The sequence below is a fragment of the Paenibacillus sp. PL91 genome (assembly GCF_012935325.2).
In the GTDB taxonomy this organism is placed as follows: domain Bacteria; phylum Bacillota; class Bacilli; order Paenibacillales; family Paenibacillaceae; genus Pristimantibacillus.
Genome location: NZ_JABBYG020000003.1, coordinates 115,682 through 137,977 on the forward strand (window position 1 = coordinate 115,682; position 22,296 = coordinate 137,977).

General features: G+C 45.6%; 18 protein-coding genes. 3 read left to right on the forward strand and 15 right to left on the reverse strand.

Annotation, left to right across the window (positions count from 1 at the left end; translation table 11 throughout):
• Window positions 1-122: 122 nt before the first annotated feature.
• Entirely contained in the window at window positions 123-1,178 is a 1,056-nt protein-coding gene (gene mnmH, locus HI950_RS09235; RefSeq protein ID WP_169083906.1) for a tRNA 2-selenouridine(34) synthase MnmH, read from the reverse strand.
• A gap of 27 nt (window positions 1,179-1,205) precedes the next feature.
• Window positions 1,206-2,255 (reverse strand): selenide, water dikinase SelD, encoded by a 1,050-nt coding sequence (selD, locus tag HI950_RS09240; RefSeq protein WP_169083905.1) that lies wholly within the window; start codon window positions 2,253-2,255, stop codon window positions 1,206-1,208.
• Between the two features lie 158 nt (window positions 2,256-2,413).
• Here selD and HI950_RS09245 point away from each other — a divergent pair, with 158 nt between their 5' ends.
• A complete protein-coding gene (locus tag HI950_RS09245) occupies window positions 2,414-3,478 on the forward strand; it encodes a permease (RefSeq protein WP_169083904.1) in 1,065 nt (354 codons plus the stop codon).
• 232 nt (window positions 3,479-3,710) lie between these two features.
• On the opposite strand, the gene HI950_RS09250 is transcribed toward HI950_RS09245, so the two are convergent.
• Entirely contained in the window at window positions 3,711-4,535 is an 825-nt protein-coding gene (locus tag HI950_RS09250) for a phytanoyl-CoA dioxygenase family protein (protein ID WP_169083903.1), read from the reverse strand.
• Window positions 4,536-5,121: 586 nt separating this feature from the next.
• Between HI950_RS09250 and HI950_RS09255 the strand changes: the two genes are divergently transcribed.
• Window positions 5,122-5,577 (forward strand): AraC family transcriptional regulator, encoded by a 456-nt coding sequence (locus HI950_RS09255; protein ID WP_187768060.1) that lies wholly within the window; start codon window positions 5,122-5,124, stop codon window positions 5,575-5,577.
• A 195-nt stretch (window positions 5,578-5,772) separates the two neighbouring features.
• Here the strand turns inward: HI950_RS09255 and HI950_RS09260 are convergent, their stop codons facing one another.
• The 11 genes from HI950_RS09260 to HI950_RS09310 form a co-directional block, all read right to left on the reverse strand.
• Window positions 5,773-6,714, reverse strand: a complete 942-nt coding sequence (locus tag HI950_RS09260) for an aldo/keto reductase family protein (RefSeq protein ID WP_169083901.1) — start codon at window positions 6,712-6,714, stop codon at window positions 5,773-5,775.
• A 278-nt stretch (window positions 6,715-6,992) separates the two neighbouring features.
• Window positions 6,993-8,363, reverse strand: a complete 1,371-nt coding sequence (locus tag HI950_RS09265; RefSeq protein WP_169083900.1) for an MGH1-like glycoside hydrolase domain-containing protein — start codon at window positions 8,361-8,363, stop codon at window positions 6,993-6,995.
• Window positions 8,364-8,369: 6 nt separating this feature from the next.
• Window positions 8,370-9,260, reverse strand: a complete 891-nt coding sequence (locus HI950_RS09270; RefSeq protein WP_169083899.1) for a carbohydrate ABC transporter permease — start codon at window positions 9,258-9,260, stop codon at window positions 8,370-8,372.
• Window positions 9,261-9,274: 14 nt separating this feature from the next.
• Window positions 9,275-10,177: an ABC transporter permease gene (locus HI950_RS09275; protein WP_169083898.1), complete on the reverse strand. Its 903-nt coding sequence runs from the start codon at window positions 10,175-10,177 to the stop codon at window positions 9,275-9,277.
• 27 nt (window positions 10,178-10,204) lie between these two features.
• Window positions 10,205-11,878, reverse strand: a complete 1,674-nt coding sequence (locus HI950_RS09280; RefSeq protein WP_169083897.1) for a type 2 periplasmic-binding domain-containing protein — start codon at window positions 11,876-11,878, stop codon at window positions 10,205-10,207.
• A gap of 126 nt (window positions 11,879-12,004) precedes the next feature.
• Window positions 12,005-13,051, reverse strand: coding sequence for a response regulator (locus HI950_RS09285; protein ID WP_169083896.1), 1,047 nt, complete (start codon window positions 13,049-13,051; stop codon window positions 12,005-12,007).
• Window positions 13,020-14,873: a sensor histidine kinase gene (locus HI950_RS09290; protein WP_169083895.1), complete on the reverse strand. Its 1,854-nt coding sequence runs from the start codon at window positions 14,871-14,873 to the stop codon at window positions 13,020-13,022. The genes HI950_RS09285 and HI950_RS09290 overlap by 32 nt, the downstream gene beginning before the upstream one ends.
• Before the next feature lie 161 nt (window positions 14,874-15,034).
• Window positions 15,035-16,171 carry a Ger(x)C family spore germination protein gene (locus tag HI950_RS09295; RefSeq protein WP_187768061.1) on the reverse strand — a complete coding sequence of 379 codons (1,137 nt, stop codon included), beginning with the start codon at window positions 16,169-16,171 and terminating at the stop codon, window positions 15,035-15,037.
• Window positions 16,172-16,206: 35 nt separating this feature from the next.
• On the reverse strand, window positions 16,207-17,688 hold the full coding sequence (locus HI950_RS09300) for a spore germination protein (RefSeq protein WP_223285193.1): 1,482 nt from the start codon (window positions 17,686-17,688) through the stop codon (window positions 16,207-16,209).
• On the reverse strand, window positions 17,685-18,767 hold the full coding sequence (locus tag HI950_RS09305; protein ID WP_169083893.1) for an endospore germination permease: 1,083 nt from the start codon (window positions 18,765-18,767) through the stop codon (window positions 17,685-17,687). The genes HI950_RS09300 and HI950_RS09305 overlap by 4 nt, the downstream gene beginning before the upstream one ends.
• Before the next feature lie 184 nt (window positions 18,768-18,951).
• Entirely contained in the window at window positions 18,952-20,388 is a 1,437-nt protein-coding gene (locus HI950_RS09310) for an aminotransferase-like domain-containing protein (protein WP_169083892.1), read from the reverse strand.
• 106 nt (window positions 20,389-20,494) lie between these two features.
• On the opposite strand from HI950_RS09310, the gene HI950_RS09315 reads away from it, so the two are divergent.
• Window positions 20,495-21,097, forward strand: coding sequence for a LysE/ArgO family amino acid transporter (locus tag HI950_RS09315; RefSeq protein ID WP_169083891.1), 603 nt, complete (start codon window positions 20,495-20,497; stop codon window positions 21,095-21,097).
• 122 nt (window positions 21,098-21,219) lie between these two features.
• Here the strand turns inward: HI950_RS09315 and HI950_RS09320 are convergent, their stop codons facing one another.
• The gene (locus HI950_RS09320) at window positions 21,220-22,293 is read right to left on the reverse strand and encodes a Gfo/Idh/MocA family protein (RefSeq protein ID WP_169083890.1); all 1,074 of its coding nucleotides are present in this window, start codon (window positions 22,291-22,293) and stop codon (window positions 21,220-21,222) included.
• Between the last annotated feature and the right edge of the window lie 3 nt (window positions 22,294-22,296).

The following is a 22,296-nucleotide window of genomic DNA, read 5'->3' on the forward strand; positions in this document are numbered from 1 at the left end:
CTGCTACCTTTGCTCAACTAATAAGTTGAGTAGTAGAACAATAACAATAAAATGTCAACACCGTTTATTTCGTACATATAAAAAAGGCTGCCTACAATAATTTGCGGCAGCCTTTTCATATTCTATTGCGGGATTGACTTAGATTCCATAACAGTATTTACAATTTGTTCAATCTTGATCATTGCATCATCCGTACTTGCTGCCGTTACAATCGACGATACTTGTTCATCATGTTCGTTAGATGAATACGAATACTTAGGATCATAGTAATAAGTGAGTAGCAGCTCAACAGCTGAATGATACTTTTCACTCATTAAGCATGCTTCGATTTCAGCCGCAACAGGAGTATGAATTCTTGATTTAATGATTCGGAAGGACCTCATACACTCATCTATATTTTCCCAAGGCTTGTAATCTTCTATAATTTGGTTTACACGGGCTTCAAGAGGCAGTTCCAAACTTATATGGTGTCCTTTTGTTCTCAAATCTGCCATGAGATCCGGAACCGTAATATTGCCAATTCGACGGCTCTCCGCTTCAAACAATACATAGGGAGATTGCTCATATGCAAGTAAATCATCAAGTAACAGCGAGTCAAATGTTTTTTGATTGTTAGCTTTTAAACCGATTGCACCGAAAATGGAGCCTCTATGACCAGCCAATCCTTCTAGATCCAAAACGGAATGACCATTTTGTTTCATTTTACGCAGAATAGTGGTTTTTCCACTGCCAGTGTTTCCGTGTATAACGAATGTCTGAGGTTCAAAGCGAATCTCTTTCAATTGCTCCACAACATATTGCCGATATGCGCGATATCCTCCTGATATCCGATAGACTCGGATTCCCATGAGAGACAATACAGTCGCTGTTGTTTTACTTCTCATACCGCCACGCCAACAGAAGACAGCCTTATTCTCGGATATATTGGCAAAAGTTTTGATGAAAGTCGGCAGTTTTGCTGAAACAATTTCTAATCCTCTCTCTTTTGCAGCTTGGACGCTTACTTGCTTGTAGAGCGTCCCTATTTCCGCACGTTCTTGATCGTCAAATATTGGAATGTTAAGACTTCCGGGTATTGATGCTTCATTGTATTCGGAAGGAGATCTTACATCGATAAGAACGAGTTCTCTCCGGTTTCGAAGTGCAGAACATTCCTCGATCGTGATGTCTTGAAACATAGTTTAATGACTCCTTGTTGGTTTATCTTAAAGTACCACGATTTGGTTAGAATTATCAGCTGTTACTTCTCCAATTATACTAGCTTCCACTCCTGCTTGCTTAAGCTCATCCAGCATTTGCTCCGACTGCTCTGCGGTAACCGAAATTAACAAACCGCCTGAAGTAACCGCATCGCAAAGAATCCATCGATCAATCTGATCCATAGCCATTGGGAAAATAACGTCATTTTCAATATGTGTAAAGTTATTCTTCGTGCCGCCAGGAACAAATCCATTTTCGGCAAGTTCCCTGACACGAGGTAATTTGGGTACCGCTTCGTTGACAATCGTTATTCCAACTTCGCTTCCTTTGGCCATTTCTAACGCATGTCCGATTAACCCAAATCCCGTTACGTCTGTACATGCATGTGTATCATACTTATTCATAATTTCGGCGGAAGTTTTATTTAATGTGGCCATCACACGAGTAACCCGCTCAATTTCTTCCGGACTTAATTGTTCCTTCTTAATAGAGGTTGTCATAATTCCCACGCCAATTGGCTTAGTTAAAATCAGCTTGTCTCCGGGTTTAGCGCCTGCATTGGTTCTAATTTTATCAGGATGAATCAAACCCGTTACTGCTAGCCCAAATTTAGGTTCCTTATCATCAATAGAATGACCACCTACAAGTGTAGCGCCGGCTTCTTTCACTTTATCCGCTGCTCCCCGTAGAATGTCTGTTAAAATGCGCTTATCCAGCGTTGCAATGGGGAAGGCAACGATGTTTAATACCGTTAGCGGCTTTCCACCCATGGCATAGATATCGCTTATTGCATTAGCTGCAGCAATCTGTCCGAAAGAATAAGGATCATCTACGATTGGAGTGAAAAAATCTACAGTTTGAACGAGTGCCAAATCGTCGCTTATTCGAAATACACCTGCATCATCGCTTGTTTCAATGCCCACAAGCAAATTTGGATTTCGCTCCATTAACGGAAGATTTCCAATGACCTGTTTTAAATCAGCCGGACCAATCTTGCAGCCACAACCTCCCTTGCTGGATAGAGATGTTAGCTTTATGGTTTCATTTGAGTCCATTATATTTTCGTCCTCTCTTGCTCTTCAATAGTAATTAATAATGAAATCGTACCTGATGTTTAGTGTGAACGCAAATTTAGATTTGCCTGACTCTGCTGAATAGTGTGTTATAATCCTCTTTAGTCACTATTCCTATTACACACTTGTTGGAGGATATTATGTCATCGCTTAAAAGCTCGACTGCAGTTTCTCAAGAAAAAACACGAAAGACATGGTTATTGATCTCTATCTTCATGGCGATTACCATTATCGGTTTAGCATATGTGAAGTGGTGGCCATACTATGGTAAAGCTTTATTGGCAGCGGACCAGCATTCGATAGGAACATCTATCCTTAAAGGGATAGGTGCTGATCAAACGATGTCGTTATGGCAATCCGCTTTCCAATTCACCATTACTTATTTTAAAGCGGTGTGGAAGGCTGCATTGCTTGGCATGATCGTCGCTACATTGATCCAAGCATTGCTTCCAGTAAATTGGCTTCATAGCCTTCTCGGGCGCTCCTCTTTGAAAAGTACATTAATAGGCGGAGTTTCTTCTCTTCCTACCATGATGTGTTCATGCTGTGCTGCACCAATCGCAGTTGGGATGCACAAACAACAAGTATCCATTGGGGCAAGTCTAGCTTTCTGGTTAGGAAATCCTTTATTAAACCCTGCTACCCTCGTGTTTATGTCGTTTGTTCTATCTTGGAAGTTTACCGTTCTACGAGTCGTTTTTGGTCTTCTAGTTACATTCGGCATTAGTTTCGTTGCAAATCGATTTGCAAAGACGAGCAAAGTAAACGATTTGGTTTCATCTCAACTGTCGCCTCCTTCAAACGAGCATCAATCTTTATGGGTACGGTGGTTAAATAGTTTTGGAAAAATGCTTCTTCAAGTCGTTCCGGCATACGTCATCTCTGTTTTCATTCTAGGAGCGTTGCAAAACTATATGTTCCCTATGTGGATCAATGTAGGCATCATCGCCATCATTCTTTTTGCAATCATTGGGACACTTTTCGTTATTCCGACAGCAGCCGAAATTCCGATCATACAATCATTTCTTTCCATTGGCGTAAACGCAGGCCCTGCAGCTGCATTGCTGATCACACTTCCTGCAATAAGTTTGCCGTCGCTTCTACTCGTTTCAAGAGCCTTCCCGCCAAAAGTGCTAACATTCGTTACCCTCTCCGTCATAATCCTTGGGGTATTATGTGGTTTCGTTGGTGAATTATGGTTATAAATTTGAAAAAAGCCGGTAGATTGCTATCGGCTTTTCAGTAATCGCAATATTCCTTCGCTTCGTGAACGTGCTGCGCTCTCGCTCAGCGACATCATTGTTCATCGTGTATCATTACATTCGTGGCGCGATTATGATTTCGTACGGTTTGCTGGCGCACCTCATTGATCCTCTCTCAAGAACGATGATTAGGAATGCCTCACGCAACGAAAGAACAATTTTAAAATTCTTGTCTTTATTTAAAGTGACCTCGCGGCTTTTTACCGCTCCATCTTTCGTCTACCTTCTCGTTTACCGATTGGTATCTCGCATCTACGCTGATTCGATACTGGTTCGTCTTATTCTCGAGCGAACAATGAAGCAAATACATGCCGAAAATGAGAACATCTCCTGCTTGAAAAGTCGTTGTCGCCCACTTGCCACCGAATTTTTCCGTAATCACAAGCGGATCATCTGTATAATGCCCAATACCGTCCCGGTCCGAATCCTTCGAGCCGTATGAGTGTTTTAATTCTTCAAATCGGTGCGAACCGAGACAGACCGCAAGGCCACCCTTCTCAAACGAAACGTCACCTATAGGTGACCATACGGTGTATACATGCTGCGTGCCTCTCCCCATATATACAATGTCATAATGAGCCCCTGTGAAATCTCCCTTTCCAACAGCTCTAAGCCATTTGTACTGGTAAGTGAGAGATTTCTCGCGAAGGAAATCATCGAAGAAGCGCATCACATGCTCCCCGTTCAACAGATTTAGCAACTCAGGTAAGTCCTCATTTGTACCACCCATAAAAATACTTCTACTGCCATCGGCCATGACTCCTTCCTCGAGCAGCGTATCCCGAGCTATCTTCCCGGTTCTGTCCATTTTCTCCAAAATAGTCATTCGGGCTCGAAGCACCTGTTCCCGGTCATGAAACCCGCGAATCAGCAAATATCCGTCATCTTCCATTCGCTGACGCAGCGCCGCCATATCATGTATGATATCGTTTGAACTTCTCAATTCAGTTAAGTGTGGACCATTCATCTCTAATTCGCGACTGCCTACCTTGACCAACATTGCGAAAAACACTCCTCTGCTCATTTGTAACCAAGCTATTTTCGATTATGCATGCTGTCTATATGTTGATTGTAGGATCAATCAATGTGTTCATCCATGGATGGCCGTATTTATTTCATGTATAATTGTACAAAAATTGATTTGTTTTTTTGAAATAACTAATTGTTTCAATGTATAATAGAACACGTAATTGAGGTGGTGGATTACAATGACATACATGAACATCCCTTATGGAATATGGGAAAAATCAGATATTCCCCTTTGCAATTTTATTTCCATTTGGAAAGTGCAAGCAAACGATTCGTATCAAGTTAGCAAAGGAGAGGGATTCAATGCCCCCGGCTTGTTTATCACTTATAAAGGAGAAGGAACTCTTTCTCAATCAACAGACAGATATAAACTACATGCAGGTTCATATTTTTTCGTTCAGGAGGCTATTCCGTCTACCTATAGATGTCAAAATGATGATTGGAAGTTCTATTTTCTTGACTTTAACAGCCTGGACATGCCCCACTTTCTCCAGCTTCCAGTCTGTGAGGTCGTTTCAACGGGTAAACTAACTGAGGCCATTCAACTATGTGAGCGAATGATTGACAATCTGATCGCGCAGCCGACCGGTTACGCTTATTCCGCTAACATGTTGCTTCAAGAAGTATTGCTTCTCTTCGCCCGAGAACAATCGATTGCGGATACGTTCCGTCATACAGAGTTGAACAATATCCTTATCTATATGCATAAAAATATTGACAAACCGTTCCGGATCGATGAACTTGTAAAAAAAAGCGGCTTGTCCCGCACGTCCTTCTTTAAACGTTTTCGTTCCATAACCGGGCTATCCCCAAGCAGCTATATTTTAAAGCTAAAGCTAGAGTCGGCAAAAGCATCCCTCGATACGACAAATATGTCGGTTAAGGAAATCGCATCTTCCCTGCATTTTTATGACGAATTTCACTTTTCAAAACTGTTTAAAAGAAGCTACGGATTATCTCCGAGCGCATTTCGCCGCCTGAAAAATTCGGGACAGCAGCATGTGACGTTATAACTGTTAATAAAAATATTAGCCCAGCATTCCCTCGAATTGCCGATGCAGTCAAATCGGATGCCCTCGACACCATCACAAACAAGATTGTACAAGCAGCGAGCAGCTTCCTGATCGTCTACTAAGGTGCTGCGCCTGCCACTAATACTGAAAAGAAGAGGAGCAGCTACCGTAGTAGCTGCTCCTCTTTCCTTCTTCTTACGATTCTAAAATATGTTCGATCCGCTCAATAACATCCGCGCTCAATACGATACCGGACGCCTTCGCGTTCTCCTCTATTTGCTCGGGGCGGCTGGCACCGACCAGCGCGCTCGACACATTCGGCTGCCGCAAAATCCAGGAAAGCGCCAATTGGCCAACCGTCAGCTCAAGCTCGGAGGCCACTTTGCCCAGCTCTCGCACTTTATTGATTTTCTCCTCGGTCACATTTTTCCGCATGCCATCGAGCTTCGCGGCCCGGCTATCCGCAGGAACCTCATTCACCGAGCTGTACTTGCCAGTCAGCAAGCCTTGAGCAAGCGGCGAGAACACGACTTGTCCGATGCCGCCGCGCTCTCCGTATGGAATGACTGCCTTCTCGATATACCGGTTAAACATATTATAGATCGGTTGGTTTACTACAATGCGATCCAATAAATAACGATCCGCGATCGCATGCGCTTCCACCATTTGAGCGGTTGTCCATTCGCTGACGCCTACGTACAGCACCTTGCCTTGACGCACCAGATCATCTAGCGCCCGCAGCGTTTCTTCCATCGGCGTGCTCGGGTCATGGCGGTGACAGTAATACAGATCCACATAATCTGCGCCAAGACGCTTCAGGCTGGCATGGCACTGCTCCATAATATGTTTGCGGGACAAGCCGCGGTCATTGGGACCGTCGCCCATCTGGCCGAACACCTTGGTCGCAAGCACGTAGGATTCACGCGGAAAGGTCCGAAGCGCCTCACCCATCAGCTTCTCAGCCTCGCCCCTCTCGTACACATTCGCCGTATCGTAAAAGTTAATGCCCAGCCCATAGGCTGTTTGTATCGCTTTTACCGCATTTTCGCGTTCTACATATCCTCCGTATGTCAACCAGCTTCCTAGACTGATCTCGCTTACCTTCAATCCACTTTTTCCTAAATGACGAAATTGCATCTCAACTCATCTCCTCAAGAATGGTGTAATAGAATGGAACGGCTTTTTTTAACGCTTTCAATTCTATTCTAGAGAAGATTGTTTCAATATGTAAGTAGTGAAAAAAAAGTCACTATATTATAAAACCTATACATACTATACTTGATGTAACTACTCTATCAGGCTATTTCTAACGTTGGCTTGCGCAAAACAAAAAGCATGCAGCGGCTGCTCACTAGCAGCACTGCATGCTTTCTTTATACGATTATTTTATGATTCCGTATGCTTCTTCTTGCTCTCTATGCGATCGAGATGACATGCGTTTCCCCAGGCGCGACCGCAATTTCCGCGTATACATAACGTCTTCCAAGCTTGTCAATTCCACACGCGCCACGGACTGCCTCTCCATTGTGAAGCAAAGCAACCGGGGATTCAGCATCATTATAAAACTCCGCCCGCCATACGAGCGCTTCGGCAGAGTGGCCCGTGAATTCCGTATACGTTCTGCCCTTATGCTTGACGCTAACCATTCTTCCAAGCACGGAAACCTCCGAGATTTCCGCCCAAGCTAGCTCCTCTGTTAATCGTGACACCGTAGCTACGGTCGAGCCGCCATCCGCCGAGATGCCCATAAGCCCCGAGACGACTGCACCTACGGCAGCAAAAGATACCTCGGGATATTCGCGTCTCTCAAGCGCAGGGTCCATCAGCTCTTTTAAGCTGCGCAAGCCCTCGCTGTCTTCGCCGCACCGGTAGTAAGTCTCAGGCAAATAGGACATGCCCTCGACATTGGTAACGCCTTGCGCATCCATTTCGCGAAGCGCGCCCTCCCGTTTCTCTCTGTCAACAATCGCTTCATAATAGAGAGGCAAAAACTGGCCCTCTCCGGACTCTGCCCCGAGAAAGGTGCCGTCATGTCCCATAGCGACGAAGAAGCAGCCGCTTTCCCCATCCCACCACTGCTGCTCCAGCAGCTCACGGAGATGCACAGTTTTGGCAGCGTATTCCGCATATAGCTCGCTGTTTCCCAGCTTTTTTTCCATATCGGCATAAGCCTGATAGCCTGCAATCATCAGAGCGATCAAATCGGCTCCTATTTTGGGATAATCGCCGGCTTCATTGTAGCTCGATAGCCCTCGTCTTCCATAAGATGGATCATACTCTGGAATACCGTCTCCGTCCTTATCCCATGTCTTCACGTATTCCGTCACGGATAAGCGGTAGAAATTTTGAAGAACCGGATCTTCCAGATAGGAGCGGTCACCTGTCCATAGGTACTGCCGGTAGCAAGCTTCAATGACGTCAAAGTTAGCGGGAAGATTGTACCAGAAATCATCATCATTCTCGTAATCTACCGGCGCAGGCACATTGTCACCTGTTATTTCCCAATACGTGCAGTAATCTTTGCCCTTGCTAATATTCTCGGCGAATCGCTGCATCATATTGCGGGTATGCGCTTGCAAGCCGAGCACGGAAGCGCCCATGCTCTGGTGGGAAACATCCCGCATGCAGAATGCATTTCTTCCCGGCAAGGCCGCCTCGTACCAGAGTCCGACGGGATCGCTTCCGTCATGCGCATAAGCCAGCGCTTGCCCTTTCGCCCATTCAAAGCCGCGGTTCAGCGCCTCGTCTTCCGAGCGGAATGTTATTTTGCTTGAGACCTTGTCCATCACTGTTTATCCTTTCACGGAGCCTATCGTTAAGCCCCCAATGAAATATTTTTGCAAAAACGGGTATACGAGCAGAATTGGTACCGTAACCAATATCGTCGTCGCTGCGCGAAGCGTCAGAGGAGATAAGCTATTGAACTTCTGGTAAATCAATTGCTGGTCCATAATTTGCTGAGAAGCTTCTACCTCCAGCAGCAGCCGGCGCAAGTACACCTGCAGCGTATCAAAATGCCCGCTGGAGTTGTACAAGACGACATCGAACCATGAATTCCAATGCCCTACCGCAGCATAGATGAATACGGCGGCGAACACCGGAAGCGACATCGGGATAACCAATTTAATATAGATAGTGATTTCAGTCGCCCCGTCCAGTCTCGCAGATTCGAACAACGCTTCCGGCAGCTCCGAAATGTAAGAGGCCATGAGCAGCATGAAATACGCGCTGATCAGCGTAGGAATCCAGTAGACGTTGAAGGAGTCTGTCAGGCCAAGCTGGACCATCAGCAAGTAAACCGGAATAAGCCCTCCGTTAAAATACATCGTGACCAGAAAGAGAATGCGCATAAATTTGCGCCCGGAAAAATGCCGGATGCTTACGATATAAGCAAGCAGTCCCGTTACGAACAGGCAGGTCGACGTTCCGACAATAACGCGCAGCACCGACCAGCCGAACCCTTCAAGCAGCTTATGGTTTTGCGACAGCAGCACATAAGCATCGAGCGAGAACTTTCTCGGGAAAATATAGATCCCGCCTCGCGCAGCATCTGCCCCGTCATTCAGGGACAGCGCCAGCAAATTCAAGAAAGGGTAAGCAACCATTGCGCCAAATATTAGCAAGACAATAATATTGATGATATCAAAAACCCGTTGAGATACCGGTACAGATCGTGTGTTCATCTATATGCTCCTTTCTAGAATATCGAGGTTTGCATCAATCGTTTCGAGAGCCGATTCGCGAGCACCACCAGCGTAAGGCCGATCAGGCTCTTCATTAACCCGACAGCCGTACCGTAGGAGTAATTGCCAAGCTGCACGCCAAAACGATATACATACGTATCGATAACCTCATGATAATCCCGGGTAGTTGGACTTCCCAGAAGCAATTGCTGCTCGAAGCCTGCATTCAGAATGCCGCCGAGCGCGAGTATGAACAGCAATACGATTGTCGCCCGGATCCCTGGCAATGTAATATGCCATACGAGCCCGAAACGTCCCAGCCCATCAACTCTTCCCGCTTCGTATTGCTCACGGTCGATACCCGCTATCGCGGATAAATAGATAATGGAGCTAAAGCCGATATCCTTCCAAAGGTTGCCTGAGGTGATAATCGCCCAAAAGTATTTTCCTTCCCCGAGAAAGAGGACCGGCTCTTGGATGAAGCCAAAGCGCTGCAGCAGATCGTTCACGATGCCGTCGCTTCCGAGCAGCGTGAACATAATGCTGGCTACAACGACCCAAGAGATGAAATAAGGAATATAGGAAAGCGATTGAATCGTTTTCTTAAACGCGCGGCTCTTAACCTCATTCAATAGCAGGGCAAGAATGATCGGCGCCGGAAAACCTATGCAAAGGTTCAACAGGCTGATCACGATCGTATTGCGCATAATCATCCAGAAATCAGGCTCTTGGAAAAAGCGGATAAAATTGTCGAAGCCGACCCAATTGCCAAACAAGGTCTGGCCGGGAACGTAATTTTGAAATGCTATGATTAACCCGTACATGGGAAAATAAGCAAAGAGCAGCACCCACAGAATAATCGGCAAGCTAATCAGCCAAATTTGTCTCTCTCTGGAAAAGCGTCTAAGGTAGTTCATGATTCGGCTTCCCTCCTGCTCTCCTCTTTATTTCAACAAAGCAATATTCTTTTTATATTGTTCCGTACGGAATTCCTCGATATCCGAAAGTCCGATCTTGATCGCTTTTTCACGAAGCTCGTCGAAGTTTTTGATCGCTTCCGCTTCGGATTTGGACATAACCGCCTTCGCAAAGCCCGTTTTAATCAGCTCTTCGATCTGCTGGTTCTTAATCGTAAGCGGATTGTCGTTGGTAAAGCTTACACGACGCTCCGTGCTGTCATAGATCGTATCGCCAACATTTTCGTGCATGAGCTTTTTCCACTTGTCATCCTGAATGAAGTTCTGATCATACCAAGCCGTGCTCTTCTGATCGTCGCTCAGCAGACCCTGCGGATACGCAAGCCAGAATGAATTGCTGCCATTGGCTGCTTCCGTTTTCTCAAAGTCCAGCTTGCCATCAAGCAGTGCCTGCTTCGTTGTTTCGTTAAACGTCCATTTGCCGCCCTCTTCAAAGTTCCAGTAGGAATCCTCAATGTTCGGAATGCCCCAAGCGAGCAAGCGAGTGCCGATCGGAGTCATCATAAAATCAAGGAATTTAATGATTTCCTCCGGCGATTCCGCTTTGTCCGTCAGTACCGTATAGTTCCAGCCGTGCGTATCTTTCGGAGACAAATAAGCTTTCTCCGCACCCGCTGCTTTAAAGGCAATCTGCACATAACGCTTGTCCTCTTTATAATCGGCATCCGTTTTCAGCCATACTTCATGGCCCGCATTCCATGACTGCCACCAAGGACCGATATGTCCGGCTATTCGTTCACTGGAAAATTTAATTCTCCAATCCTCAAATTTGTTGACGAACGCATCTGGGTCCATCATGCCGTCAAGGAAGAACCGGTTGTAGTAGAGTACAGCTTGCTTGCCTTCCTCCGTGTTTAGCCAGTGAGTCAAATTGTGGTCTGCATCCTCTTTGTAGCCATCCTTGATTCCCCAAAAGCCGAGCGCGTTGTTGATATTAACGTCGGAGTTCCAAGATAAAGCGTACGTTTTCTCGCCATTGGCGTTGGTCGGATGCTTCTCTACCATCTGCTTGAGCACATTGTAGTAATCCTCAGGCGTCTCGATTGCCGGAGCGCCTAGCTCTTGATACCAGTCCCACCGGATATGGGCAGTGAAATCGGGAATCGGCAGATAGCCCCAGCCCCGCGGGATGCCCCACAGCTTGCCGTCTTTATCAAGATAGGACTCGTAACGCGCACCAAGCTCTTTTTTGATATTCGGCCCGTATTTATCTACGAGTGGTGCCAGATCCATAATTTTACCTTGGGCCTTCCACTGTGAGATCGCGGAATCATCCATCGCAGCAATCACCTCCGGATAGTCGCCGGATACGAGCATAAGGTTCAGCTTTTCTTTCGGATCAACATCCAATGACGATCTGGTGATATCCACATTGAATTTTTCCAGCAGGTAATCATGGAACGCGGCCTGCTTTTTATTTATTTTGTCTGGATTGTCCTGATCGGCCTGATAGAAGTGAATTTTCGTTGTTTTGGCAGGGATCTCCCAGCCAAATTCATTCACTGTACCAGCCGCAGCGGACGTTCCTTCTCCCGCTTGAGGAGCGCTGCCGCCGTTGTTTGAGGCTTTTCCGCTGCACGCCGATAAAATCAGCACTGCGCTTAATAAAATGGCCATCAATGTAGCCGCTTGCCGTTTCATAGATGAATCCCCCTTGTAAATAGTTGTGCTTGCCCATTCATTGTAGTAAACCGGGAATTCAAATAAAATGGCATTTTCGTTACCTATATGTCGTTTTCATTATCGATGTTAGCGGTTTCATTACACTCATGCTTGCTGCATGTTTTTTCGATACTCAGAGGGTGACAGCCCAACCTGCCTCTTGAAGCGCTTCGTAAAATGCGGATAATCCGGATAGCCGCAGCGCTGGCCTACCTCATACGTTTTCAAATCGCTATGCTCCAGAAGCTCCTTGGCATGCTCCATTCGAATTTGCGTCAGGAAAGCAATATAGGACATACCCGTTTCTTCCATTAGCATATGGTAAAAATGGGTCGAGGAAATGCCAAGCGGAGCAAGCACCTTCTCCAAATTGAGCTCGGAGTCCGCGAAATTGGCTTTAATGTAATCGATAGCCTGCTGAATAACGCCGCGCTTGCCCCAGTTGCGCTTGTCCCTGATTTCATTTAGCAGCCTATCCAGCCACGCCTCAAAAGATGCTAAGGCCTGTCCGTAGCTTTGCCCCTCGTAAGGTAACTCCCACGCTTGATGCGGGAATTGCGGCTGCAGCCGGTTACTTATAAGGGAAGCCGCATCACGAAGCAGGGGAACCCGCTCTTCCTGCATAAATTCGGTATCGTCCAGCAGCCCGGAGAGCCCGCGCAGCTCCTTGCGCATTCCCGGCTCATTGGCAATCCACAGCTCATGGCCGATTCGTTCTGCCGCCGAGCTGATCGGGGCGATTAGCTGATTTTTTATAATGGCAGTCTGCCTTGACTTCTTAAAATGCTCAAATCTCTTCTCTACCAATAAGGTAACCTGCTCCTGCTTCATCGGCTTCAAAATATAATCAACAACGCCGTGCCGCAGCGCTTCCTGCGCATATTCAAACTCGCCGTAGCCCGACAAAATAATAATATCCATATCAAGCCCGTCTTCGCGCAGCCGCTGAATCAGCTCAATGCCATCCATAACCGGCATGCTGATATCCGTTATAATCAAATGCGGCTGCTCCCGCCGGGCAATCTGCAGCGCTTCCGCTCCATCGGATGCTTCCCCGACGATTCTATAGCTTCCATTCGCGCCAGTTAAAATTTTATATAAGCTTCTCTTGCTCATCGCTTCATCGTCTACGAGAAGAATTCGGTATGTCATAGCCCTCTCCTTTGCTTCCTTCATGATGGTCTTCAATCTTCAGGGGCAATAGAATATCGATACATGTACCGTCTTCGCCGGATGCGGCGATGAACAAGCCATACGGCTCTCCGAACAGCAATCGTATTCTAATATGCACATTTAACAATCCGATAGACATTTTATGATCCGACGAAGGCTTATGCTCCATAAGCTCCTCAATAGACAAATCAAACAATCGGTTGTAGGCGCTTAGCACACCTTCATGCATGCCTTTTCCGCCGTCTTCCACCGAGATGAGGCAGCCGGCAGCCGTCTCCATTACAGATATGCGGACATAATTCGGCGAAATTTTATGCTTTTGGAAGCCATGTTTAAAGCAGTTTTCCACAATCGGCTGAAGCGTAGAACGGACGGATAAAACCCGGTTGCCTAGCGCTTGATTGATTTCAATCGAGTAGGCCAAGGATTCATAACGCTCGGCTTGGATGGACAGGTACGCTTCAATATGCTGTTTTTCATCCCACAAAGAGACGATATCATTTGGATTCAGCACATTGTAACGGAACATATCCCCGAGGGATACGATCATGCGGCTTATTTTGTCGTTGCCCTCGACAATGGCGCTGGAGTTAATGAATTCCAACGTGTTGTACAGGAAGTGAGGGTTGATCTGCGCTTGCATCGCATGCAGCAGCGCTTCCTTCTGCTTCACCTCCAGCTCCTTTTCCCTAAGCTCGGATACGTGTACGATTTCAACCAGCCGCTTGATTTCACCCACCATCTTATTGAAGCCGCGGTAAAGGCTGCCGACCTCGGCGTTCTTGTTCTCTGGCGCACGAACGCTAAGCTCGCCAAGCTCCGCTCGCTTCATCAGGCGCAGCAGCGTGAGCAGCGAATTGCTTAGCGAGTACATGACTGCGCTTGCAACGACCATCACCAGAAAAAACAACAAGAGCGATACCAAGGTCGAAATTCGGCTAACCTTCAGAAGAGACGCATTAAGCTCAGCGAGCAGAACCTCAGAGAACAAGGTAAGCCCGGTACTGTCGGAGCGGAAAAACACCACCAGTTTATTCCCTTCTGCCGTTGGTACGGTAAACGTCCCGCGCCGCAGCTCTCCCATTTCCTTGATATATTGCTCCGGTATGCTCGTTTCTGCTCCATAACCGCTTGGATGATAGGCCGTTTTCTGCTCGGGATCGGCAATCCAGATAAAGCCTGTTTTGCCGATTCTGACGTTTTGAGTAATATGGATCACTTCATCGAGCTTTAGATCAACAATCAACATGCCCCTGTCTTCATCGATGTAATTCAAGCTGCTGAATTTGATTGCCATCGTGAGGAAGGTCGGGCCCTCCACTTCCCGCTCCAGCCCCATAATGACAAATTTGCCATTGTCTTTGATCCGGTCATCATAGATGCCAAACCTTCGCTCTGCCGACATAAAGCTCGATGAGGATACGGCGATCCCTTTGCCGGTGACCAGCGAAATGCCGTGAATATCCTCTCTATTGGTCATAAGGGGATTAAGCAGCTTGCGCTCTACTTGCTCGGATAGCCGAAAGCGTTCAAAGGAATCCGACATCGATCCGTTCAAAAATTGTGATGTCAGCTCATTCACCAAGAGAGGATACATCAGACGTTGTATTTCTTTAAAATACGTGTCTAGGTGGTCGTTAACCTGATTTACCAGTTGAAAGCTCGAGCCAATTGCATTTTCTTTAATCGCTTTGTACGATTTCTCATACCAAAACTGGCCAAGCAGAGGAAGAGGAACATAGAGCAGCAGCATTAAAATAATAATTTTCTTTTGAAGCGTAGCATTCATAAAAAATCCCATGTCGTCTGCCCCTCTTTGCAAAAATAACAATGATGTTATGCTACCCATTATAGTGGATAATTTTGAGGACAAGACAGAATTGCGTGTGCTCCATGCGATTTATTATGAAATTGACATATTTCTGATGAATATGACATGAATCAGAAAGGCAGCGTAGTTTATCAATCACCTTTATGTATAGTCGAATTTTTCTCCTTGCTAGAATGCTCAATATTTAAGTGAATACGGACATCACGGATCACATTCTTTTTTAACAGGCTTGTATCGTCTGGTGTGATAGACCTCCACTGCTCGTAGTGATTTCGGTACATGTCATGTTCAAAATTATAAATATCCGTCTTTTTCTCCACTCCTGTTTTTAAAGTGCTCCGGATTTCTTCCTCGATAACCTCTGAGGCCTTATCCGTTAATTGCTTCAGCTCCAGCAAGTTTTTGTTAGTGCGGTTTACCATATAGGCCGTCGCTTTTATATCAATGTTATAGCGGGGGTCACCGCTCGACTTGTCTAGTGATAGCTTCGTTTTTGGTTTATCAACCACGATTTGAACGGCAGGTTTTTTCGTATTCGGAACGGAAACGCCAGCACGAACCGTCCCCTCCTGAAGCCACCGAAGGCCATTTAACTCTTTTATCGGAATGTAGCTTCTAAACTTGTCCTGTTTAAGGAATATCGCCCCATTCATCATCAGTTTAGGTTCGGTTTTATTTTTTTCGCTCCATTGTTTTTTATTTAAGGAAAGCGTCGGAATGCAAGTGGTAAAGCCGGGCTCGTTAATCTGTCCAATTAATCGGTGCAGTTTGATCGGTGCAATAACAGAAGACTGGGAGTAAATCCCTTTCGGTTCATGCAAAATGGTACTAAGCGGAGACTGTCCAAAAAAGCCTCCTGCTGAGAGGATATCATTGATTGGTTCTCTCGTTCCATACACCCAGGGCGTTAGACGAAATTCATAATAACGGATAACACTATCGTAAAAGTCTTTTATTCCTTTTTTGAAAGCCGATTCGCTAATCACGATAGACGTCAAATGCCCCCAATAAATTCTTTCTTGCGCCGTTTGATATAGATCAAAGAAGGACTCTTCAAAAGTATCTCCCACGCCCTCGCCCACCCAAACTCTTGAAGCTGTTTTCATTCCATCGCTCGTTTTCGCAACAGATTGAAAATCAATGAATTGGATGTAACCATGGTACTTTCCATCCTTATAATCCACGCCTATTGCGGAAGCATAACTCAACTTTTCAATATCTTTGATGTCGGTCGAACAGCCTGATGCGAATAATAAGCTAACCGTCAACGTTAGAATGCACAGCAGGTTACGCTTCAACCCTCTCACCTCTTTTGTTTATTGATCATGGACGACGAAAACCGTGATCTGCGGAACGGATCAATGACAAACGCTGCCAGCCAATCCTTGAATCGCAAGGAAGATATCGGTTCTAGATAAGCGAGCCCGAAGGATTCGAGACGGCAGAGATAGATTAATATCAAAAACATGCTCAGAAAAAAGCCGTAGATTCCCAGTAATGAGGATACGAGCAAAATAAACGTTCTTATCAGGCTGACCGTGCCGGACAACGACTGATTCACCAAACAAAACGTGGATACGGTAGAAAGGGCTACGACAACGAGCAAGGTCGGCGATGCAAGACCGGCGCGGATAAGCGAGTCTCCGATAATCAAGCCTCCAACGATTCCGATCGTTTGTCCGACGGCTTTCGGCAGCCGAATACCGGCTTCCCGCAGCAATTCAAATTGAAACAACAGGAGAAACGCTTCTAGAAAAGAAGGCAGCGGAACCCCTTCCCTCGAAATAACCACCGTAGCCAGCAGGAAAAAGGGGATCTGATCTAAATTTACCGATGCAAGGGCAATCCAGAATCCCGGCAAAAAAATACCGATTAACAGGCCTAAGAGCCGAAGAATCCGTTGAAAGATGACAAAATGAAAAGGGAAATGGACGTCTTCGGGTGTTTTTAACAACTCAAGAAAGTTGCTCGGACCGATGAGGACCATCGGCGACCCGTCTACGACTATCGCGAATCTTCCGCGCAGCAGCGTTTCAATGACAAAGTCGGGCCGACCGATATAATCAATCAAGGGAAATAACGAGAAGGTTCTATCCGACAACCATTGCTCGAGCTGCCCGCTGCTAACAATGCTTTCTGCGTTAAAGGTTTCCAAACGTTTGCGAACATCGGCAATCATTTTAGGGTTTGCTTTATGGCTTAGATAAAGCAAGGATATTTGCGTCTTGCTTAAGCTGCCAATAAAGAACTGTTCGCTGAACAATAATCCGGTTTGCATCCGTTTCCGAATCAGTGAGATATTTGTATATATGTCTTCTGTGAATGCATCCTTAGGCCCTTTGATTGAAATTTCCGTATTGGACTCCTGTAAAGAACGCTGGGGGACTTTAGAAATATCGACTGTCCAAAAATAACAATCACCTTCCCGGTAAATGATCAATTTGCCGGTAAACAAACTAATGACCATTTCTCCGAATGACCGATTGATCTCTAAAATAGGCATTTCGTCCGTATATACCGGCACTACTTCATCCAGATCGACATGCAAACGATTAATATAATGACATGCCCTAGAAAAGTATGCATTCAACTCCGTCTTCTCGATCATGCCTTCACAATAAAAGGCCGTTAATTGATCTGAGAAGTCCAATTGCGGAAGAAGCGGAAACTGGACATCCGAATAATGCGAGAATGCTTCTTTCAATTTGCTTGTTAACAAACTTCCGCTGCGTAATTCTGTGTCCTGCTCTTCGAATAACATCGATTCTTCTTGCGACTTATTCATTTTTCTGCTCCTTTCCATTGCGGGACAAAGGTTATCGTAAAAAGAAGTGCGGTTAAAATAATGCCGAACCAGAGTGAGTAGTCATAAAAATAACTTTGAATAATCTTCTGCATCAAAATGTCGCTGACCTTTAGAAGTGAAGGCATTGAAATGATGGCTGCACTTATCAACATAACCGCTTGGCGATATTTTTGGGATTTGGCACCAATCAGTTCAGATAAGAGATGAATAATCAGAGCTGTTCTCACAATGCTGCCTGCCATTAATTGAAAGACAGCTAAAAAATCAACATGCGAGATATTACTTCCGACCATGACCAGCCTCCATTGTTCAAAAGCGGGGAATCGTAAATTTTCAGCTTGAAAAGGGCCAAACGAAGCGATTGCGCCAATCGTAGGTCCCATGATTAGTCCCACCAACATAGTCAGGAGCAGAAAAATGGTTCCATAGTTCAAGGGCTTTGTTAGCTTATGCTGAATCAAAAGCAAAATAAGCAAATCCATGCTGCCGCCAAATACGACGATTCCTCCGGATAGTTGAGTATCAAATCCTTCCTTAAGGAAGGGCTGGAGCATGCCATAGTCCTTGCCATCCATCGTCATTATGGATACTCCGAAGCCTAGCAGAATCACGATAGGCAATAACATGGTAGACATATAGACAAGCGTTTTGATTCCCGCCCTTGCCGCACAGTATGATATTAATATAAAGCTTAGTGTCACGACGATATCATGTGTATTGGGAAGAAAGTAAATTTTTACGGTCTTTGCTGTATCAAAAACGATCATGTTTCCTGCAGCCAATAAATAAAGTACGACGCCTCCGCTTACCACCCACAAGCCGAGCTTGCCCGTTCGGAATTTGAGCCAATCCGAAAATGATAATGAACGCATCGATTTCAAAACAAGATATAAAATGAAGCTCCATCCAATCAGTGCCAAATAAGCGACTACTATACTGAACCATGAATCGCGTTCCGCCGCTCGGAGAAGATGAGGGATAATTAGCACATGGTTCGAGATCCCAAGTGATAAAAGCAATAAAAAGACGATCTGAAGTCTAGAAAAGGATCCCTCCATTACTGCTCCCCTCCTCAAAATTTTATAATTTTCTACATCTGGTATAGTTTCCCTTCAACTGCTCGATTATGCATTGGACTGTTGGATCGACCTGTCCTCCACTGCTGCTGAAATACGGGACATCATTAAAAACCCGAACTCAAATGGCCGGGTTTCTCCTAAGTCATATTATGGGCTTAAACCATTAATTTTTATCTAAAACACCGTTAATTGCCTTAACCAATATGTGCAGCCCTTCCTTTAACTCTTCTAAAGTCGCATAAGCATAAGATAAGCGAATGTGATGAAAATCCTTTGGATCATAAATGTAACCGGGATTGATCAATACCTTTTGCTTGATGAGCTGTTGAAACAACGCTTTGTGGACGATCGGTTCGTTAAATCGGAGCCAAATATAAAAGCCGCCTTTCGGCTTTTCCCATGCTGCGATTTGCCCAAAATCTTTCGTCAAAATCGTTTCCACAAAAGCAGCCCGCTTTTGTAATTGCTGGCGTAATCGGCCTACATGTGACTCGTATAAGCTGGATGTAAGCCAGTGCGTTACAATTTGCTGCGAAAAGGCACTCGAGCCATAATCCGTTTGCATTTTAATATCAGCTAATCGATTGATGACAGGTTCTGGTGCTACGACCCAACCGATTCTTAAACCAGGGCTTAACGTTTTAGACACGCTCCCTATATATAGCACTTGTCCGGATTGATCCATTGACTTTAAGGATGGAGGGGCATCCTCGAAAGCTAATTCGTGATAAACGTCGTCTTCAATGATAGGGATATGCAATGATGTACAAATTTCTAGCAATGCTCTTCTTTCTTCAATAGATAGAATGCGCCCGGTTGGGTTATTGAGTGTAGGCACCGTATAAAATAATGATTGTTTTTTACCCTTTAATGCTTTCAGCGTCTTTTTCAACTGCTGTTCTATTGATACAGAAATTACACGCATGCCTGCCGATTGAAATGGGTGAATCGAATTCAAATAGGAAGGCGGTTCTTGAAACACATTCGATCGCTGTTCAAGTATGCCTAATGAAATAAGCTGCAACGCTTGAAGCGCGCCAGATACGATGAGGATGCTCTCTGGTGATGCATGTATGCCTCGTTTTTGCAAATATTCACTCAATGCAACACGCAGCTTCTTACTGCCTTTCGGCTCTGAATAGCCAATATCTCTAGCATGCAAGGATATCGTTTGCAAAGAATGCTCAAGCAAAGCTGTTGGCAGTAAATCGGGGGAAAGCTCGCCCGTACCCAGCCGAATCATAGAAGGGTCTTGCTCGTGCTCATTGATTAATTGGATTGTATGAAAATTCGGCTCGTGAATGCTCGCATGAATATGCTTATGCCAATTTGGCTGTTCGTGGTTAAGGAGCCTATTCCAGCTATTATTGGATACGTAAGTACCTCCGCCCAATTTGCTCTCTACTATCCCGTTTGCTTTTAATTCGTCGAGCACTTGAATGACGGTACTTCGATTTACTTCAAGCATTTCGGATAGCTTTCTTTGAGAAGGGAGCTTCGTGCCGATCGTCCACTCGCCTTGCTGAATGCGAGCGCTAATCCAATTATAAATTTGATCATGGAGTGAAAGGTGGATTGTACGATTCGGTTTCCATTGCAAAAGAATCAGTCCCTTCAAAACTGGTTGGGTCCAAAAACCATCCAATTGGTTGTTCTATTTCATTTGTAACATAGTTAAAGTGAAGAAGGAAGGGAGTTAATAGGAAATGGAAGCCATACTTCATGGGATTTTATTAGCATTTGGGCTTATTTTGCCATTAGGCGTACAAAACGTCTTCATTTTCACGCAAGGGGCAACACAACCAAACATTTTCAAAGCCTTGCCGGCAACCATAACGGCTGCGCTTTGTGATACGCTGCTCATTTTATTCGCCGTGTTCGGCTTGTCCATCCTCGTGCTTCAACTTACGTGGCTGCGACTTGGATTATTGATCATCGGTATTGTTTTCCTATCTTACATGGGATATTCCGTATGGAATTCGAAGCCTGCGAGGCGCGATCCAGGTAGTCGCTTGCCGGCAAAAAAGCAAATTGTATTTGCTCTGTCCGTCTCTCTTTTAAATCCGCATGCGATCTTGGATACAGTAGGCGTGATTGGCACAAGTGCACTGCGATATGCTGGACTTGAGCAAATCCTATTTACAGCTGCTTGTGTAGCCGTATCGTGGTGCTGGTTTTTCGGCCTGACATTCGCGGGCGCTGCTATCAAAAAATTAGATGGCTCTGGTTCACTAATGATTATATTTAACAGGTGCTCCGCTATTTTTATATGGTGTACGGCGCTGCTGCTTTTGAAAGGCTTGTTTTGATAGCATTGAGCAAGTTAATGGTTCATCCTAATCACAAAAATAAGGCAAGGCGGATTAAAATAATCCACCTTGCCTCTTTTCTATCTTTCCGCCCCTTACCCGAACCTTTTAGCAGCCACTGATTAATCGAAGTAGACTGGCTTTCCGGTTTCGGCCGAAATATATACGGCTTCCAGGATAGCCGATACAACCATCGCCTCTTCGGGCTTAACGAGCGGCTCAGTATCATTCACGACACTGCTGATCCATTGCTTCGCTTCATACTCGAAATCAGTCATATTTTCGCCTCTGAATTGCTCTCTATTATTCGGGTTCACATCTATGGCGTTTATAAATAAGCTGCCGTCCCTCTCGCCGTTAATTCGCAGACCGTCGGTAAAATCCGCGCCGCCCTTGGTGCCGCACAAATAGGAGCCGTCAGGCTTTGCGATATTAAGCGCCCAGCTGGTTTCGATCGAAACGACGGCGCCGTTCTTGAATTTTACATAACCAAAGGCGGAATCCTCCACTTCAAACTGCTTGGGATCCCATGAACCCCATTCGTTTGCCGCATTTTCCGTATCCTTCAATTTATGAAATACGCTGCCTACTACGCTCTGAGGCTCATAATTGTTCATTAGCCAAAGGATGAGATCGAGCGAATGGGTACCGATGTCGATCATCGGGCCCCCGCCTTGTTTTTCTTTATCCAAAAACACGCCCCATGTGGGAACGCCTCTGCGTCTGGTCGCTACCGCTTTGGCATAATAGATTTCGCCGAGCTCATCATTTTCAATCATTTTTTTTAGCAGCTGCGACTGTGCTCTGCTTCGGTTCTGGTATCCAACCGTCAGCTTCTTCCCAGTCTTTACATGGGCTTCGTACATCGCTTTCGCTTCGGCTCCCGTCTTTGCCATCGGTTTCTCGCACATGACATGCTTTCCGGCTTCCATCGCATCAATTGAAATGACGGCATGGGAAATATTTGGAGTCAGCACATGGATAACTTCAATCTCTTCCATCGCCAGCAGCTCTTTGTAATCCGTGAACACTTTCGCTCCGGGCACCCCATATTGCCCTGCTCCTTCGCGCGCTCTTTCCTCGATCAGATCGCAGAAGGCGACCATCTCCACATTTTCTATCTTTGCCAAGCTTGGCATATGCTTGCCGTTTGCAATCATTCCGCATCCGATTATTCCTACTTTGACTGTACGCATCGA

Bases quoted from the DNA above. Each gene is read 5' to 3' on its own strand.
- HI950_RS09285 (WP_169083896.1), bottom strand. From the start codon at position 13,051: ATGACATACCGAATTCTTCTCGTAGACGATGAAGCGATGAGCAAGAGA.
- HI950_RS09270 (WP_169083899.1), bottom strand. From the start codon at position 9,260: ATGAACACACGATCTGTACCGGTATCTCAACGGGTTTTTGATATCATC.
- HI950_RS09300 (WP_223285193.1), bottom strand. From the start codon at position 17,688: ATGAATAAGTCGCAAGAAGAATCGATGTTATTCGAAGAGCAGGACACA.
- HI950_RS09320 (WP_169083890.1), bottom strand. From the start codon at position 22,293: ATGCGTACAGTCAAAGTAGGAATAATCGGATGCGGAATGATTGCAAAC.
- selD (WP_169083905.1), bottom strand. From the start codon at position 2,255: ATGGACTCAAATGAAACCATAAAGCTAACATCTCTATCCAGCAAGGGA.
- HI950_RS09250 (WP_169083903.1), bottom strand. From the start codon at position 4,535: ATGTTGGTCAAGGTAGGCAGTCGCGAATTAGAGATGAATGGTCCACAC.
- mnmH (WP_169083906.1), bottom strand. From the start codon at position 1,178: ATGTTTCAAGACATCACGATCGAGGAATGTTCTGCACTTCGAAACCGG.
- HI950_RS09290 (WP_169083895.1), bottom strand. From the start codon at position 14,873: ATGGGATTTTTTATGAATGCTACGCTTCAAAAGAAAATTATTATTTTA.
- HI950_RS09245 (WP_169083904.1), top strand. From the start codon at position 2,414: ATGTCATCGCTTAAAAGCTCGACTGCAGTTTCTCAAGAAAAAACACGA.
- HI950_RS09265 (WP_169083900.1), bottom strand. From the start codon at position 8,363: ATGGACAAGGTCTCAAGCAAAATAACATTCCGCTCGGAAGACGAGGCG.
- HI950_RS09315 (WP_169083891.1), top strand. From the start codon at position 20,495: ATGGAAGCCATACTTCATGGGATTTTATTAGCATTTGGGCTTATTTTG.
- HI950_RS09280 (WP_169083897.1), bottom strand. From the start codon at position 11,878: ATGAAACGGCAAGCGGCTACATTGATGGCCATTTTATTAAGCGCAGTG.
- HI950_RS09305 (WP_169083893.1), bottom strand. From the start codon at position 18,767: ATGGAGGGATCCTTTTCTAGACTTCAGATCGTCTTTTTATTGCTTTTA.
- HI950_RS09260 (WP_169083901.1), bottom strand. From the start codon at position 6,714: ATGCAATTTCGTCATTTAGGAAAAAGTGGATTGAAGGTAAGCGAGATC.
- HI950_RS09275 (WP_169083898.1), bottom strand. From the start codon at position 10,177: ATGAACTACCTTAGACGCTTTTCCAGAGAGAGACAAATTTGGCTGATT.
- HI950_RS09255 (WP_187768060.1), top strand. From the start codon at position 5,122: ATGATTGACAATCTGATCGCGCAGCCGACCGGTTACGCTTATTCCGCT.